The sequence below is a fragment of the Endozoicomonas sp. 8E genome, assembly GCF_032883915.1.
Lineage (GTDB): Bacteria > Pseudomonadota > Gammaproteobacteria > Pseudomonadales > Endozoicomonadaceae > Endozoicomonas_A.
This window is the reverse complement of sequence record NZ_CP120717.1, coordinates 2,289,219-2,307,677: the sequence shown is the minus strand read 5'-3', so window position 1 is coordinate 2,307,677 and position 18,459 is coordinate 2,289,219. Positions and strand designations below refer to the sequence as shown.

The 18,459-nt window shown below is 48.3% G+C and carries 4 protein-coding genes; 3 read left to right on the top strand and 1 reads right to left on the bottom strand.

Features of this window, described 5'->3' with window-relative positions; all coding sequences use genetic code 11:
* Positions 1–113: 113 nt before the first annotated feature.
* The 3 genes from P6910_RS08060 to P6910_RS08050 all read left to right on the top strand — a co-directional run bounded on the left by P6910_RS08060 (position 114) and on the right by P6910_RS08050 (position 18,287).
* A complete protein-coding gene (locus P6910_RS08060; protein ID WP_317145755.1) occupies positions 114–5,939 on the top strand; it encodes a hypothetical protein in 5,826 nt (1,941 codons plus the stop codon).
* A 123-nt stretch (positions 5,940–6,062) separates the two neighbouring features.
* Positions 6,063–11,426 (top strand): hypothetical protein, encoded by a 5,364-nt coding sequence (locus tag P6910_RS08055; RefSeq protein WP_317145754.1) that lies wholly within the window; start codon positions 6,063–6,065, stop codon positions 11,424–11,426.
* A 96-nt stretch (positions 11,427–11,522) separates the two neighbouring features.
* Entirely contained in the window at positions 11,523–18,287 is a 6,765-nt protein-coding gene (locus P6910_RS08050) for a hypothetical protein (protein WP_317145753.1), read from the top strand.
* Here the strand turns inward: P6910_RS08050 and P6910_RS08045 are convergent.
* Positions 18,275–18,457 carry a hypothetical protein gene (locus P6910_RS08045; RefSeq protein WP_317145752.1) on the bottom strand — a complete coding sequence of 61 codons (183 nt, stop codon included), beginning with the start codon at positions 18,455–18,457 and terminating at the stop codon, positions 18,275–18,277. The two genes, P6910_RS08050 and P6910_RS08045, sit on opposite strands and share 13 nt — an antisense overlap.
* Between the last annotated feature and the right edge of the window lie 2 nt (positions 18,458–18,459).

Below are 18,459 nucleotides of genomic sequence, written 5' to 3'. Positions count from 1 at the left end.
GATTAACAGCCATGAGTGATTAACAGCCATGGGCGATTTTAAAAGTTGCTTTCCCGCCTGGTGAAGCAACTTCTTTTCACGGCAATAAAAACACTCAGCTCTGAGGTAGTGGCATGACAACTGCTCCCCTAAATGCATTTAGCCTGGCAGTGGCCGTTGCAATCAGCTCTTCCATCATTGCTACACAGGCGCTGGCCGATCGCAGGCTGCAGACAAAATCTGTCGATGTTTCAAGCATCGGTCATGAGGAGTTTACTCAGAGTGAGGTTATGGTTCGGCCAACTTTAGGTCAAGACCAGCAACTAATACCTAAATCCTTTACAACCACTTACCCCGATCAGACTCAAGCCAGAGCGGGCTATGAAGTTCCTTCTGAAGGCTTCACGGACGTTCTTTCCGGCATTGAGGGTGGTGTTTCCAGTGTTGATCTGTTTGAAACCGACGAAAATGACGTTGCTCAGAAATACACCAAAATCCTGAAGGTGGGTGATGAAGGGATCTTCAGGTTCACCCATAACCTTAAAGAAAAGGAACTGGTCATTGAAGTCAGAGGCGGAATGACCGACCAGGATTCAATTGCGGCAGTTCGTTCTCAATCAGGCACCATCCAACCACTAGAACCCTTAATGAAAGTCGCCAGTCCCGAACAATTGGTCGAAGTGCTGAGAGCTGCACATGGTAGAGCTGGTAACCTTGGCGCAAGCGATAACTATGTTTCCCTTGCCACCATTGAAGTAAAAAAAATTGCAGTGAACGGGCGCACCTTCATGCGTCTTATTGTTTCGGGCGATCAGCCCCCTGAACTCCAGCGTCTGGGGCAATCGCTCTTTGTCAATGATGAGGCGCTTTTGGCAGCAGCCACTTCTGCTTATGCTCAGGTTCATATTCTGGGGGAAAATTTACAACATAAAGCTCTCAACAAACTGTTATCGTACCATAAACCCGTCGGCTATATCGTACACGTTGAGGATGACAGGCAGGTTTACCCCGTGCCTGCCGGTTATCCAAAACTGGAAGTGACTGAAGCTTCGGGGGAGAGGATTGTTTTCCGTGGTCAGAAGGAGAATCCGACCGAGATCGCAGTTGTGAAAGGACTCTACAAGCAATGGTATAAAGTTGATTGTAATGCCGCCACTGATGTATTAACACAGGTAAAAAAAGACAAGGTCAAAAGCTACCAGTATGTCATTCGAAACAGGCAGATGGAACTGCTTGAGGCCTTGGCTGCACATTCCGACGCTGAATTTAACGAAGCACAGATGCAGATTCAACTGGAGACGCTTGCATACTATGAATCTCTCCATCAGGCATTGATCAGTGTCAGTCCGGATAAAGCCGATGAATTTGAATTAACGTTAGGACACGTCAGAGTCGTTTCGTCGGTCATCACGCCATTCTGGGTGTATGATCAACTCGTAAAAAACTTCGGCTTCAACCCCATACTCAGAAATCTTCTGAGTAATCCGCACTTTGTTCAGAATATTCAGAAAGTGATCCCCACTATCAGCAAAATAAACCTGGCGCGGATCGCTATTCCCGGTGAAGACGAACAGTTTACCTCGAAAGTTACCAACGACATGTTGGTCAGACAGCGGCTTGAAATTTACTACTTACAGGCAGAGCAACAGGCAAAAGAGGCACAACTCGCCGAGCTAAACGAAAAATTACTTCGCGTGATGGCAAAAGCCGTTGATAGTCATGAGGAAGGGCCGATAACAAAGCAAATCAGACAGCATGTTGAAGATGAGCTGACACAGGCTCTTATCGAGCTGGAAGATCTGAAAAATCAGAATCTGATGCTTCAGCAGGAAGTCGACAGAATTCCATCGCTGGAACGACAAGTCCCTGATGCCAGGCCAAAAGCAACAGACATTCGCAACACTAAACTGGCAGAACAGTCTGGTATTGATGAACGGGATGCTAGCCAGCCACCAGCACAAGCCAGACTCATCAATATAAAAATTCATGACACCAATCAGGCGAAGGCCGTAACAGGACAGCTTGACGAAGTGACTGAAAAAGAAGTTGCAAGCAAAGCCCGATTTGCAAACATTGCCTCATGTTTAAACATTGAGAATTTTGATAGCAATGATGATATTGATGCTCCGCAAAAGTATCTGCTTCAGAAATTTAAGGCATTGAATGATCAAAAAGAACAATGGATTCACAGCCTTCAGGCAGCGTATGCTCAAATCGATTTAGTAGATTCTCGAATCAGGGCCAGAAAAGTTGCTCTGGAAAAAGAACTGGATGACATCAGAACACCAGACTATCCCAAGATCAGGTCTGAAGTAATTGAGACACTGAGTGCCGTAAACAAAGCTCTGAAAAGGCCTGATTTTGATCAAAACGACGATGTGTATCTTCATCGTCAGTATATTTCTGAAGACATCCAGAAATATATCAAAGACGCCAGACAGCGGGCAGAAAAAGAGGCCCGGGACATGCTGGAAGTGGTTGAAAAAGAACTCAACATCAAAGCCAATGAAGAGGGCTACAGTAAAACAAGACTCACCCGGGTTTTTGAAGTACTTAACAACGGTGACCTCTCAAACAGGATGCTGGACAGGATAATGTATGAGATAGATACCATCCTCTTGTCCCGTGAGAGCAGAACTATGCACATGAAGGACCTCAAACTCATCAGGCTTCATGCGAACCTTCACTATAAAGCCGAAAACCCTGACCCGAATAAGTCAGCCAAAAAACAACGGGCCGACCTGCTGGAAGCCGTAGAAAAAACACTCAACCTCGAAAGCCATGAAGAGGACGGCCAAATAGCAAGATTTGCACGGGTTCATGCAATACTTGACAGCGAAGATTCTCCTGAACACTTGCTGGATCAGATAGATCAGGCCCTGTGGCATGAAGAAAGCACAGCTCTGAACAAGAGGGATCTCAACATCAGGAAGCTTCGTGCGATTCTTAACTATAAAGTCGAAGATTCGTACCTGGATAAACAAGTCAAAGAACAACAGACAAGTCTGCTTCAAGCTGTAGAGAAAGAGCTGCGCATCCATCCTCGTGGAAACCTTGCTGCCAGAGAGAGAGGCAAGAGTTTCACTGCTAAACTGGCCCGAGATCTGAATGTAGCATTTGCAGAGGATGACAACCTTTCTGATCAGAGTGATGCACTAAGAGAAAAAATTGAGGCATTAATAGAAGAGCTATATCAGACCTGCGACGACGAAGGTATCAGAAGAGCCAGAAACAATGACATGGCTTATCAACTCAACATTGAGGATTATGAAGAAGATGCCATTATCGACGACCAAAACAGTCTGATTGAAAAAAAACTCCGACAGCTGGATGAAGCAGTTATGAATGCAGGTCTGTCTGACGTTAATGAGCGCATTGCAGCCATTGAGATTGAGCTTGACTGGCAAATGGCTCAAATGGGTCCCAAACCCCGATACGTTCTTGATCGTGAGGTAGCCACTGCCAAACGTAAGATAGAAGACGCTATGGCTGAGCTGGAGACTGTTTATCGCAAGCTGGCTACCCATGGTCGGAATGAAGTCGATGACGCATTGGGTGAACTGCCGTTAGCCAGAAAAAAATACATCCAGATCTCAGAATTCCTGTGTGAGCACGACAGGCAAGGTATGGATGAAATCGATGCAATGCCTGAAGGGGCTGCTGCACGAGCGAATCAGGATCATAAAGAACGGGAGATTATCGACTATGAAAACATCGATGACCTGACGCATTACAAGGCGCTCCTTGAGGCCACTGAAGAAGCCCTGGATCTTAAACCAGACTCTTCTGACACCTATGAACGACGAGTTAATGCCCTGAGAAACAAACAGGTAGAACTGGGCGGGAATGATGGTACTGGCGGCAGGATCCGGCAACTGATTCAGGAATCGACCCGTCTGAAAGGTGAGATTGAAACCAGAAAAGCAGACATTGAGAGAATGAAGGAAGTCCTCAGGGCTGCAGAGAAAGCCGTCGAAAATGACGGCGGTCCCTTCCAGTACACGCCGGAACAGGCAGAAGTTCGGGCCGCTATGGAAGCCTTAATACAGCAGCACCCTTTCATGCAACAAGCTCTGGAAGCCGCAATAGCTCTGGCAGAATCAGCAGCAAAAAGCGGTAAGGTTATACGCTCCATTAAAACTTTCGATTTTGCCGATGAATTTGCGCCGATTCGATTGCAGGCACTGGCCGGAGACAGTCTGACGTTTAATCAGGCCAATCGGATTGTGGCAGTCTTCAAGAGCCTGAGGACGAAAGTAGATTGGCCTCAGAGTGCCCTGACAGAAATCCAGAAGCTGGTGTACAGAGCCAGAAGTGAGATCGGCAAAGGAGCTCAACAATACGACGACGAAATTCGTGGTATGGGAAAAAGAGCCATTCACTTTGTCGAGCATGAACCGGAGGACCTGAAAGGCTTCTCGGAATACTTCGCTGCCCGTTCTGCCAGTGCTAACAAGATCATGGCTTTGCTTCGTGAAGGACTGATCAGCAAGGCTGAACTTGAAAACTATATGAAGGCTGTCAGAGGTGTCGACGGTTATCAGACAGTGGCTGAATTTGAGCACTTTCTTGGTTATAAACATGGCGTCAAGTTGCCTGAGTTCAGGAAGGTTGTCCAGATGCTGTCCGATGAGAGTGCCGAGGCATTCATGCAGACTGTCTTTGCTCCAGTGATCGGGACTGCAGCGTGTCCGGCGGGTATGAAAGAGTCGGTTGTCGGCATGAAGGAGTACGCAGCCGCAGTCATCGCCAACTATGTTCTTGACGATATTGCCTTTGAAAACGGTCGCAGGACGGCAGCCTTCCTGATTAATGTTCAGGATACCCTGACACTTTATGCTAATGCTGCCGGAATATCTGAAACAGAACTGATCAAGGCTATCCATAACACCTTGATGCAGGCTCATGCCGCAGCGGTTGAGTGGCAGCTAAAGGAATACTGGGTCAAACCTTCAGCCTTCCTGGTACAGGCTGTCACCTGGTACTTCGCGAGCTACAAACCGCTATTGGCGACTCACACCCTCTCACAGGCTAACGCCCTGTCCCTCTCGAACATGTCGTACCTCTATCTGCTGGACCTGACCAACAGGGGGGATTATCTGCACAGAATGCTCACACCTTTCCAGCACTGGCTCGAACGCTACCGTGTTGATCTTGACCGAACCGGGCAATATGACTACCACAGTGGCATTGAACAAATCTCGGAAGTGGGCGGACTGGCCATGCCATTGGGTAAAGCCGCGTCCTCAGTCATTCTGCTGAAAACCGGCTCTATGCTGTTTGCCAGACAGCACAACACCAACCCACAGAGATATCGCAGCATTTTCCGGCTGGTGCCCGAAACAGTGAAGTCCATGGGTTCCGGACAAGGGATTCAGGTACCGCTGCTGCACAGGGCGACACCACAAAAAGTGAAAACACTGGCTTCTGCCACCGCCGGACTCGTGCTGGGTCCGGTAGCTACTGTTGGAGCATACGCTCACGGTCTTATATCCGGATTCACCTACGCTCAAACCTTCGGATTCGCACTGGCGTCGAGTCTCACTTTCGACTTTTTTATGAACGACAACAGGATGCTCACTCAATGGCTGGGTGGACCTCTTGGACGTAGTCTTGACAAAATTAATCGCTGGCGGGGCGTCGGTGAAACGAACTATGACTATGTGAAACGTACGGCTGTTGCCATGCCTCAACGCTTCAGTGAAACCGATGAAGCCTATGCCAGCCGTGTTGAAATCAGCAACACAATCCCTGGCTGGACACAGCACGAAAGTTACCTGCAGTTCCGTGAACGCCGTGATCGCACCATGAAACTGTTTGACAATGGCTGGGAGAAATACTTCAGGGAAAATGTACCTAAATGGTCGTTCTCCCATGCAGAAAGCGTCACTTACTCCTACACTCTGGGTGCCTTCTATGGGTGGCAAAAGGGCGATGTTCAGAAAGTTCATGATCATTAAGAGAAATATTTCTACCTGCAACCATGGCCCTCTGATGGCCACGAGCGATTAAAAGTCGCCTCTTCGCCTGCAATGGCAATCACAGCTCACCATTATAAAAATTCTTAGCTCTGAGGTAGTAAAATGAGCAAATTTTGTCCCAATGCATTAAGCCTTGCAGTGGCCGTTGCAATCAGCTCTTCCATCATTAGTATCCAGGCACTGGCCGAGCGCAGGCTGCAGACAAAATCTGTCGATATTACCAATGAACATGTGGAGTTTACCCAGAGTGAGATCATTGTTCGGCCAACGTTAGCTGATGACCAGCAGCCAATACCCGGATCTTTTACCACCACCTACTGTTATTACACTGATGTCAGTGCGGCCTATGCCATGCCGGCTAAAAGTTTTATAGGTGTTGCTTCTCATTTCTGTGGGGGTGTTTCCAGTGTTGATCTGTTTGAAACAGGCGAAAATGACGTTGCTCAGAAATACATCAAAGTCCTGAAGCTGGGTGATGAGGAAATCTTCAGGTTTACCCATAATCTTGAAGAAAAAGAACTGGTCATTGAAGTCAGAAGCGGTATGACCGATCCGGATTCAGTTGCGGCTGTCCGTTCTCAATTGACTGGCATGGAATCATTGGAACCGTTAACGAAAATTGCCAGACCCACACAACTGTTCGATCTGCTTGAAGGTGCCGGGAAGAGAGCGGGAAACCTGGGCAAAAGTGATCACTATGTTACCTTGGCTGGCATTGAAGTAGACAAGGTTGAAGTGGGTGGGCGTACCTTCATGCGCCTTGTCTCAGCGGGTGATCGGCCACCTGAACCGGAGCGCCTGGGCCAGTCACTCTTTGTCAATGATGATGCTCTCCTGGCAGCAGCGACTTCTGCCTATATCCAGGTTCATGTCCTGGGAGAAGCCTTACAACAGCAAGCTCTTAATGAACTGCTGGCACACAGCAAACCCGTTGGCTACGTTGTACACGTCAAGGATGGCTCAAAGGTTTATCCTGTGCCTGCGGGTTATCCGAAGCTGGAAGTAGCAGAAGCTCCGGGGGAGGTGATTGTTTTCCATAGTCAGAGGCTGAATCCGGATGATGTCGCTTTTGTAGAAAAGCTCTATGACCTATGGCAGGAAGCTGAGGGTCCCCAACCCTCCCCTGCAGTATTAACAAAAGTTAAAACCCATAAGGTCAGAGCCTACCAGTACGTCATTCGAAGCAGGCAGATGACAGTGCTGGAGGAATTTGTTGCGCGGCAGGGAGTCAACCAGGATCAACCGACGACACTTTCAAACAAAGATAAACGGGCGATGGGTGCGCTTGCATTCTATGAATCTCTCGATCAGGCATTGGTCAGTGCCACTCCAGATAAAATACATAGCATAAGGGAGTTTGAAGTCACACTGGAAGACCTCAGAGTCGCTTCGTCGTTCATTACACCCATCTGGATGCACAATCAACTTGAAAAACATTTCGGCTTCAAACCCGCACTCAGAGATCTTCTGACTAACCAGCATTTTGTTCAGAATATTGTCGATCATATACCCGTTATCGCCAAATTAAAGACCGATGATTTATACGACGACGAACAGTTTGTGTCCAAAGTTCTGGGTGAAAGGGCCAGGCAGATGGCTGAGGTGTTCAGCAAACTGGATGAGCTATATAGTGAGGAAGCCGAGCTCGTCGTGTTCAAACACAAGTTAGAGATTGAATCGGGTAGAGCCGATGCCAGTGATGAGAAAAAACTGGAATTGCAACAAATCTATCAGAAAGTTAAGGCTAAACATGCATGGACTCTTGCTAAGCTGCAAGATCAGAAAACTCTGGTAAAGACACTTATGCAGGAGGTCAGGCAATGCCCTCTGCTGGAACAACAAGTTTATGATGCCAGTTCAAAAGTCATAAAGGCTCAGCACTCTAAAATAGCAACACAACTTGGCATAGATGACTGGGATGACAGCCAACCAACAGGTGAGCAAGCCGGACGCCTCTTAAAGAAAGTGGATGGCATCTGCGGAGCGGCTTTGATTAAAAATCAGCTCCTCCCGGTCAACGAAGCTGATCTGAAAGCCCGCCACCAGACCATTCAGCAACACCTTCAGCAACCGGGCACCGGAACAAGTGCTGAAAACGAAGCCGAAATAAAAGCTCGCTATGCAACTTTGAAACAGGAACTGGAAGACATCAGAACACCAGGCCACCCCAAAGCCATGCCGTTAGTCCTTGAGAAACTGGCTGCCGTGGAAAAAGCCCTGGCGATGGATGACCTCAATAGCAAGGCCGATGTCTATTACCGTCGTGACGCCATTTCCAAGGCAATTCAGACATCTATCACAAAGGCCAGGCAGGCGGCAGAGAAAGAGGCCCTGGAAACACTGGAAGGGTTAGAAGAAATAGTCAACATAAAAGCCAATGAAGGTGATGACAACACAGAAAGAGTTGTCAGGCTTCGTGCAAGGCTTACGGAGGCAGAGAAAGAGGCTCTGGAGATACTGGAAGAGTTAGAAGAAGCACTCAACAGAAAAACCAATGAAGGTGATGACAACACAGAAAGAGTTGATAGGCTTCGTGCCGGGCTTACGGACGATGACATAAACGAAAAAGCGCTGGAAGGTACAGATTATTACCCCTGGAAAGTAGCTATGTTCGAAATAAGAGGAGTAAAACGGGGGGGAATTGATGGGATTCTCGCCTTTTATGTCGAAGAAGTGGATGAGCGAGCCATAGAAAATCAAAAAGAGATACTAAGAGCTGTAGAGAACAAGCTGAACATCGACATCAGGGAAAACACTGCTGCTAAAGAAAGAGGCAAGCATTTCGTTGCTAAACTGGCCGATGATCTGAAACTGGAATTAAAAAAAGATACCAGCCTGGATGACCAGAAGAATGCCCTGAGAGAAAAAATTCTGGAATTAAGGAAAAAAGTAGAAGGCTTCTATGACGACAATGGTTTCAGAAAAGATATGAACAATGAAATTGCTCGTCCACTCAACATCGAGGGTTATGAAGAAGATGCCGATCTCATTTACCAGCAAAGTCTGATTGGACTAAAACTCCGAGAGCTGAATGATGAAGTTGACAGTGCCGGTCAGCCTACCGTTAATGAGCGTATCGCGGCCATAGAAGATGAGCTTGACAAGCACATGGCTCACCTGGGACCTAAACCCCGATTCGTTCTTGATCGTGAGGTAGCCAAAGCCAGCCGGACAATAGAAGAAGCTGAAAGTGAGCTGGAGATTGCTCAGCAAAAACTGGAGGCAATGTTACAACCAGACGGCGATGAGAGTACTGGCAGCAAGACCCGGGAACAGGCCCGTCTGAAAGCTGAGATTGAAGTCAGGAAAGCAGACATTGAGAGAATGAAGGATGCCCTCAGGGCAGCCGGGAAAGCCGTCGAAAATGATGACGGCCCCTTCCAGTACACGCCGGAGCAGGCAGAAGTTCTGGACGCTATCCACACATTCACACAGCAGCACTCACTCAAGAAACAAGCCCTGGAAGCCGCCATGAGTCTGGCAGAATTAGCCCTGGAAAGTGGTGAAGTCATACCCGACTTGACGACTTTCGATTTTGACGAAGAGTTGGCACCGGTTCACCTGCGGGCATTGGCCGGAGACGCTCTGACGTTTGATCAGGCCAATCGGATTGTGAAAATTTTCAAGAGTTTGAAGAAGACTTTCCCGGTCCCCCTTTTCGAGCCTTTAGAAAATCAGCCTTCGAATGTCCTGAAAATAATCCGACAACTGGTAAGCAGGGCCAGGGATGAGCTGCAAAGCGGAGCTAAACAATACGACGACGAAATCCACGGCATGGCCAAAACAGCCATTCACTACGTCGACTATGAACCGGGAGACCTGAACAGCTTCCCGGAATACCTGGCTGCCAGTTATGCCAGTGCAAACAAGATCATCACTCTGCTGCGTGAAGGTCTGATCAGCAAGGTTGAACTTGAGAACTACATGAAAGCCGTCAGAGGTGTCGATGGTTATCAGACAGCGGATGAATTTGAACATTTCCTTGGCTACAAACACCGCGTCAATTTGCCTCACTTCAATAGCATTGTCCAGATGCTGTCCGACAGAGGTGCTGAGGAATTCATGCAGATGGCCTTTAACCCTGTGGCCCTGTCTGCCAATGGCCCGGCGGGCATGAAAGAGTCTGTTGTCGGCATGAAAGAGTATGCAGCTGCGGTCATCACCAATTATGTTCTTGACGATATTGCCTTTGACAACGGCCGCAGAACGGCAGTATTTCTGGCCAATATTCAGGAAACCCTGACACCTTACGCCCATGCTGCCGGTCTGTCTGAATCAGACCTGATCCAGGCTATCCACGACACATTGATGCAGGCTCACGCCGCAGCGGTTGAACGGCAGCTGTCGGATTACTGGGTCAAACCTTCCGCCTTCCTGGTACAGGCTGTGACCTGGTATTACTCCAGCTACAAACCGCTACTGGCGACTCAGACCCTCTCGCAGGCTAGCGCCCTGTCCCTCTCAAACATGTCGTTCCTCTATCTGCTGGACCTGACCAACAGGGGGGATTATCTGCACAGGATGCTGACACCTTTCCAGCACTGGCTGGAATGCTTAGGTGTTGATCTTGACCGAACCGGGCAATATGCCTACCACAGTGGCATTGAACAAATCTCTGAAGTGGGCGGGCTGGCCATGCCAATGGGTAAAGCCGCGTCCTCAGTGATTCTATTGAAAACCGGCTCTATGTTATTTGCCCGACAGCACAATGCCAATCCTCATCGTTATCGCAGCATTTCCCGGCTGGTGCCGGAAATAGTGAAATCCATGGGTTCAGGACAGGGAGTTCAGATACCGCTGCTGCACAGGATAACTCCACAAAAAGTGAAAACCCTGGCTTCAGCCACCGTCGGCCTGGTACTGGGTCCGGCAGCCACTGTCGGAGCATACGCCCACGGACTTATATCCGGGTTCACCTATGCTCAAACCCTGGGATTCGCTCTGGCGTCGAGTCTCACTTTCGACTTCTTTATAAACGACAACAAAATGCTCACTCAGTGGCTGGGCGGGCCTCTGGGCCGAAGTCTTGACAAGATTAATCGCTGGACAGGTGTGGGGGAAACGCAAGATACCTATTTGCAACGTACGGCTATTGCTTCGCCTCAACGCTTCAGTGAAACCGATGAAGCCTATGCAAACCGTGCTAAAGCCAACAACACGATGTCTGGCTGGACTCGACAGGAAAATTATCTGCAGTTCCGTGAACGCCGTGATCGCACCATGAAACTGTTTGAGAATGGCTGGGAGCAATACTTCATGGAAAATGTCCCGAGATGGTCATTCTCCCATGCAGAAAGTATTCCTTACTTCTACACTCTTGGAGCCTTTTACAAATGCCAAATGGGTGATGATCAGAAAGTTCACGTTCATGATAAGAGAAATGCCCCCCAATCAAGCTTTCCAACTGCGACCTCAGCAGACCATCACGATACTGGTGAATATTTCAGCTTACCGGAACAGCCATGAGCGACTAACAGCCACGAGCGATTTTAAAAGTTGCTTCCTCGCCGACCAGCAATCTCTTTTCACGGTAATAAAAATACTCAGCTCTGAGGTAGTAGAATGACAACGGCTCGCCCCGATGCATTGAGCCTTGCAGTGGCCATTGCAATCAGTTCTTCCATGATTGGTACACAGGCACTGGCCGATCGCAGGCTACAGACAAAATCTGCCGATATTCCGGGCAATGGACATCTGGAGTTTATCCAGAGCGAGGTTATGGTTTGGCCAACCTTGGGTGATGACCAGCAGCCAATACCCAAATCCTTTACAACCACTTACCCCGATCAGGATCAGGCCGGGGCTGACTACGACGTTCCTTCCACGGGCTTCACAGACGTTCTTTCCGGCATCGAAGGGGGCGTTTCCAGTGTTGATCAGTTTGAAACAGGCGAGAACGGCGTTGCTCAGAAATACACCAAAGTTCTGAAGGTCGCTAATGAGGAGATCTTCAGGTTTACTCATTGCCTTAAAGACAACCTACTGCTCATTGAAGTCAGAATCGGGATGATCGATCCTGACTCAGTTGCAACTGTTCGCGCTCAATTAGCTGGACACCTGCATCTGGAACCTTTGACAAAAATCGCCAGTCCCGAACACCTGGCCGGAGTGCTGAAAGGTGCCAATGAAAGAGCGGGAAACCTTGGCGCAAGCCATGACTTCGTTACTCTTGCCGCTATTGAAGTCGAGCAAGTGAAAGTGAACGGGCGCACTTTTATGCGTCTTATCGCTGCAGGCGACCAATCTCCTGAACTGCAGCAGCTGGGTCAATCGCTGTTTGTCAATGATGAGGTGCTTTTCGCAGCCGCCACCACTGCCTACGCCCAGGTTCATGTTCTGGGGGAAGAATTACGGTATGAAGCTCTGAATGATCTATTGTCATACCATAAACCTGTCGGCTATGTTGTACACGTTGAGGATGACACAAAGGCTTATCCCGTGCCTGCTGGTTATCCAAAGCTGGAAGTGGAACAGGCTTCGGAGGAGATCATTGTTTTCCGTGGTCAGAAACAGAATCCGATCGATATCGCTTTTGTCGAAAGCCACTACCAATTATGGGATGTATATAGTGTTAAAGCACTCACTGCAGAAGTTAAAAAAGCCAGAATCAAAAACTACCAGTACGTGATCAGAAGCAGGCAGATGGCGCTGCTGGAAGAGCTTGCTGCCGAGTTGGCCGCGCAACAGGATGCCGGACTTGACCTGGATAAACTGTCGAAGCTTACCTACTACGAATCTCTTCAGCAGGCATTAATCAGTGCCACTCCAGATGGAACCGATGAATTTGAATTCGCGACAGGGCACATCAGAGAGGCTTCATCAGTCATCACGCCTACCTGGGTGCAGTTTCAACTCATAAAAAACTTCAGCTTCAAACCCGTCCTTAAAAATCTTCTGACTAACCATAATTTTGTTCAGAATATTCAGAATCTAATGCCCTATGTCACCGACATGATAAACGCGGTTGCGGTTGGCAAAGGCACAAAATTTTCCCGGAAAGTCACGGGCGATATTGCCAGACAAATGCTTGAGATGGTGAGTACGCTGGAAAAGTTTCGGGCAAGGGAGACCGAACTGACCGCAAAACAAGTCACTGATTCTTCAGCAGATGCCACAAAAGCTCGCCACGCTCATATGGCTGCAGTACTGGGTGTTGATGACTGGGATGATACCTTGTCACCAGAAGAACAAGCCAGACTCCTCAGAAAGAAAATTGATGAAATGAACCAGTCGGTAGCCGCAACATTTATTGGAACAGAATTGGCTCTGGAGCAGGCTGTAAAAAAAACACTGGCAGCGATTGAAGGCCAGCTCGGCATTGTTTCAGACAATGAAAACGATCTGGGTGGCCGCACTGAGTTCATTCTACAGCATCTGCAACAACATCCAGACCAGACTGGTGAGTTATTCGGGGATAAACTGACGATAATCGAAGGTCAGCTCGGTCTGGCTCCAACCAGGAAAGATGACCCGGCGGTCCGTCAAAAGACCATTCGAATGCACCTTTTGCTGAGACTGGCCAAGGTGGGTCAACAGCCACATTTTCAGCATCAATATCAACAAAAACTGGAAGCAAAGAGAAGCTTTCTACAGAAACTTCAGCACATGGTCAATCTACTTCCAACGATTGACAAAAACCTTCGTGATACCGCAGCAAAAGCAAGAGTAGATATCAACACTCAACTGGCAGCAGAGCTGGGTACTGATCACTGGGACGATACCCGGCCACTGGAAGAACAAGAAAGAATCATCAGGGAGAAAATTCTTGATATCAAAAGATCTCCTGACGAAAAAGATGCCGAAACAGGACAACCATGGCAAGAAGCTGTAAAAGCAAGACTGGCGCCCATTAAAAGCAGGTTAGGCATTACTTTAAACAATGAAGATGATCTGGATACCTTCTATCAGTCCATTCAACAGCAGCTGCAACAAAGAGCAAAACCGAACAATGTGGTCATCCAGAACTCACTGACTGACTTTGAAAGAAAGCTCGGTCTGGCCTCAGACAACGGAAAGAATCCGGAAGTCCGTCGACAGGTCATTCAGCAAAACCTCAGACAACATCTAGCCTGGGTCACTCAACAACTTCGTCAACAGCAGGACTCCAGAACAGATGCTGAAATCAAAGCCCGTTATACAACCCTTGCCGCGCATTTAAACATTCAGGACTTTGACAGCAATACAAATATTGACGCTCAACAGGAACAGCTGCTTAAAAAACTTACGACAATGAAAGCCCGGGATGAACGTCAGCGTCAACAAATTAAGACAATGTATGCTCAATATGAGCTCCTGCTTCAGAAAATTCAGACAACGAGTGAGCAACCAGACCCAGAGGATTTTTACAACCGGGCCAAAAAAGGTGTTCTGGCAGCGATGCCCGGCGTTGAACTGAGTGATGACATCACACCAGAAGGTCTCAAAGCCCTGGAATTGGCAGTACATTCCAGACTACTCAGGCTTTCTGACCTGGAACAAGAAATGGGTCAAACCCCGGGCCACCCCGGAGTCAGGCCTGAAGTACTTGCTACACTGACTGTCCTGGAAAAAGCCCTGAAGATGGATGACCTCAATGGCGAGGACGATGTGTATAAACGTCGTAACGCCATTTCTAAGGAAATGGAGTTATACATGCCAAAAGTCGGACAGAAGGCAGAGAAAGAGGCTTTGGAAATACTGGAAAAAGTGGAAGAAATATTCAAAATCGAAGTCAATAAAGATGATCACAAAGCAGCAAGGCTTGAAAGGATTTTTACAAAACTGAACACAGGTGATTTCTCAGAATCCATGGTGGATGAGTTAGAAGATACCCTCTGGCAAGAAGACTTCCCACCTGTGAGGGAAAAGTGGGAAACAAAACTCGAGAAACTAAAAGGCCGTCTTTCCTTTTATATCGAAATCCCGGATCTGAATGAACGCATCATAAGAGAAGACAGAAAGATGCTTGAAGCCATAGAGGAAGAGCTGAACATTGACATAAGTGAAAATCCTGCCAAGAGAAGAAGAGACATGGATTTTATTGCTGAACTGGCTTCGGATCTAAAAGTGGAATTTGAAGAAGGTGCCAGCCTGAATGACCAGAAGGATGCCCTGAGAGACAAAATTCTGGCATTAAGGGAAGAGCTAAACAACCTCTTCGACAATGAAGAGCTCACAAGAGAGACACACAATGAAATTGCTCGTCTTCTGTGCATCGAGGACTATAAAGATGATGCCTCTGAGGATGAACAGGCTAGCGTCATTGAAGACACACTTCGGGAGCTGGATGCAGAAATTTGCATGGTGAGTTGGCCTAATATTTATGATCGTATCGAAGCCATTGAAAATGAGCTTGACAGGCAAATAGCTCGTCTGGGACCTAAACCAAGATACGTTCTTGATCGTGAGCTGGCAGTCGCCAGACAGGCAATACAAGAAGCTGAAAGTGAACAGGAAGCTGCTCGTCAAAAACTGGATGCTATTCGTCGCAGACAATGGGTATTCGCCCAGAGCGACCTGCAACCTGTTCCAGATGAAGACGACACGTCCCTCAATCAGGCAATGAAACACGTTCAGACCGAGCTGGGACTGCCTGCAGGTGATGAGAAAACCTTCAAAGAGCGATTAGACGACATCAAACACTTCCTGTCGGTATGCAGTGCAGAAAGACGCGATGAAGTCATTGAGAAAACCACAAAAGCTATGAACATCCAAATAAAGGGTGAGCTCGGTTTGCCTGAAGAAGCTGATTACTTTAGTGCCAATAAAGCCTCTGAAAAAACTTATGGTCTTGATGAAACCTATGCAATTGAGGGTGAACTGCCTTTGGCCAGGAAAAAGTACAATCGGGTCACAAAATTCCTGCTTGAACACGACAGAAAAAGTACAGAAGTAGCCCATGCAATGCTTGAAAAGGCTGTTGCACAAGAGAATCTGGATCGAAAAAAAAAGCCCTTTGGCAATTCTGAAAACACCGATAATGAAGCTAATACCATACATAAGAACGAAATAGCTATGCTGGATTCAGCCCTGAATCAAAAAAGTGAAGCTGTATCAATAGCAAAAAAGGCACTGGCGAATCAGGAAGCCCTTCTGGGCACTGCTGAAAAAGCTATGGGTCTTAAACCAGATCCTGCTGACACCAATAAACAACGGATCAATGCCCTGAGAAACAAACTGGTACAACTGGGTGGACATGATGGTACCGGCGGCAAAATCCAGCAACTGACTCAGGAACAGGTTCGTCTGGAAAGGGAGATTGAAAACAGACAAGCAGACCTTGAGAGAATGAAGGAAACCCTGAAGGCTGCACAGGAAGCTGTCGAAAACGACGGTGGCCCCTTCCAGTTCTCACCGGGACAGGTCAATGTTCTGGCCGCCATAAACACCTTCACGCAGCAGCACTCTCTCAGGCAACAAGCGCTGGATGCCGCACTGGGCCTGGCAGAATCAGCAGTCAACAGCGGTAAGCGAATACCAGACCTTGCAACTTTCGATTTTGACGATGAATTTGCACCGATTCACTTACAGGCAGTGGTCGGAGACGATCTGACGTTTAACCAGGCCAGCCGGATTGTGCAACTCTTCAAAAACCTGAAGGCGAGCTTCCCGCCCTCCCCTGCCGAGCCTTTAGAAGGTCAGCCTCAGAATCTCATTGAACAAGTCCAGGCTCTGGCAGACAGGGCCAGAAATGAGATGAAAACCGGGGCTCAACAATACGACGACGAAATACGCAGCATGAGCAAAAGAGCCATTCACTTTGTCGAGCATGAACCAGGGGATTTGAAAGGCTTCTCGGAATACTTCGCCGCCCATTCTGCCAGTGGCAACAAGATCATAACTCTGCTGCGTGAAAGACTGATCAGCAAGATTGAACTTGAGAACTACATGAAAGCCGTCAGAGGTGTCGACGGTTATCAGACAGTGGATGAATTTGAGCACTTCCTTGGCTACAGACACGGCGTCAATGTGCCTCACTTCAAGGCCGTTGTCCGGATGCTGTCCGACAAAGGTACTGAGGAATTCATGCACAGTGCCTTTCCTCCTGTGACCGTGACTGCAACTGACCCGGCAGCTATGAAAGAGTCGGTTGCCGGCATGAAAGAGTACGCAGTTGCGGTCATCGCCAACTATGTTCTTGACGATATTGCCTTTGACAATGGCCGCAGGACGGCAGCGTTTCTGGCCAATGTTCAGGATACCCTGACACCTTATGCCAATGCGGCCGGACTCTCTGAAACAGAACTGATCAAGGCTATCCATAGCACATTGATGTGGGCTCATGCCGCAGCGGTTGAGCAGCAGCTTGATGATTACTGGGTCAAACCTTCAGCTTTTCTGGTACAGGCTGTCACCTGGTACTTCTCCAGCTACAAACCGCTACTGGTAACCCATACTGCCTGGCAGGCTAAAGCGCTCTCCCTCTCAAACATGTCGTTCCTGTATCTTCTGGATCTGACCAACAGGGGGGATTACCTGCACCGGGTACTGACACCTTTCCAGCACTGGTTGGAACGTTACGGTGTTGATCTTGACCGAACCAGCCAATATGCCTATCACAGTGGCATTGAACAAATCTCTGAAGTGGGTGGGCTGGCCATGCCATTGGGTAAAGCCGCGTCCTCAGTCATTCTGTTGAAAACCGGCTCTGCGCTGTTTGCCAGACAGCACAACGCCAACCCACACAGGTATCGCAGCATTTCCCGTCTGGTACCCGAAATAGTGAAATCCATGGGGTCCGGACAAGGGGTTCAGGTACCCTTGTTAAACAGGGTGACACCGCAAAAAGTGAAAACGATGGCCTCTGCCACAGCCGGTCTGGTATTGGCTCCGGTAGCCACTATCGGAGCATACGCTCATAGTCTTATATCCGGATTCACCTACGCACAAACCTTCGGGTTCGCTCTGGCATCGAGTCTCACTTTCGACTTTTTTATGAACGACAACAAGATGCTCAATCAATGGCTGGGCGGGCCTATTGGACGTAGTCTTGACAGAATTAATCGCTGGCGGGGCCTGGGTGAAACGGACGATGAGTATTTGAAACGTACGGCTATTGCTCCGCCTCAAGGCTTTAGTGAAACCGATGAAGCCTATGCAAACCGTGTTAAGGCCAACAACACGATACCTGGCTGGACTCGACAGGAAAATTATCTGCAGTTCCGTGAGCGCCATGATCGCACCATGAAACTGTTTGAGAATGGCTGGGAAAAATACTTCAGGGAAAATGTACCTAAATGGTCGTTTTCCCATGCAGAAAGTATTCCTTACTTCTATACCCTCGGAACTTACTACGAATGGCGACGAGGCGATGATAACAAAGCTGCTGTTCATGGTCATCCCCAATAAGGCAGAAGCCCACTGTTGGCGCTGGATTCCCGCCTTCGAGGGTGTCGCAAAACTCCAACAGCTTGTTCCCACGCCCTGAGGTCGTCATTCCCGCGAAGCAGGCTATCGATTAGCCCCTTTGGCAGCCATGGTCTATTGTAAGTTGCTTCTTTGCCTGCTGTGGAAATCACTT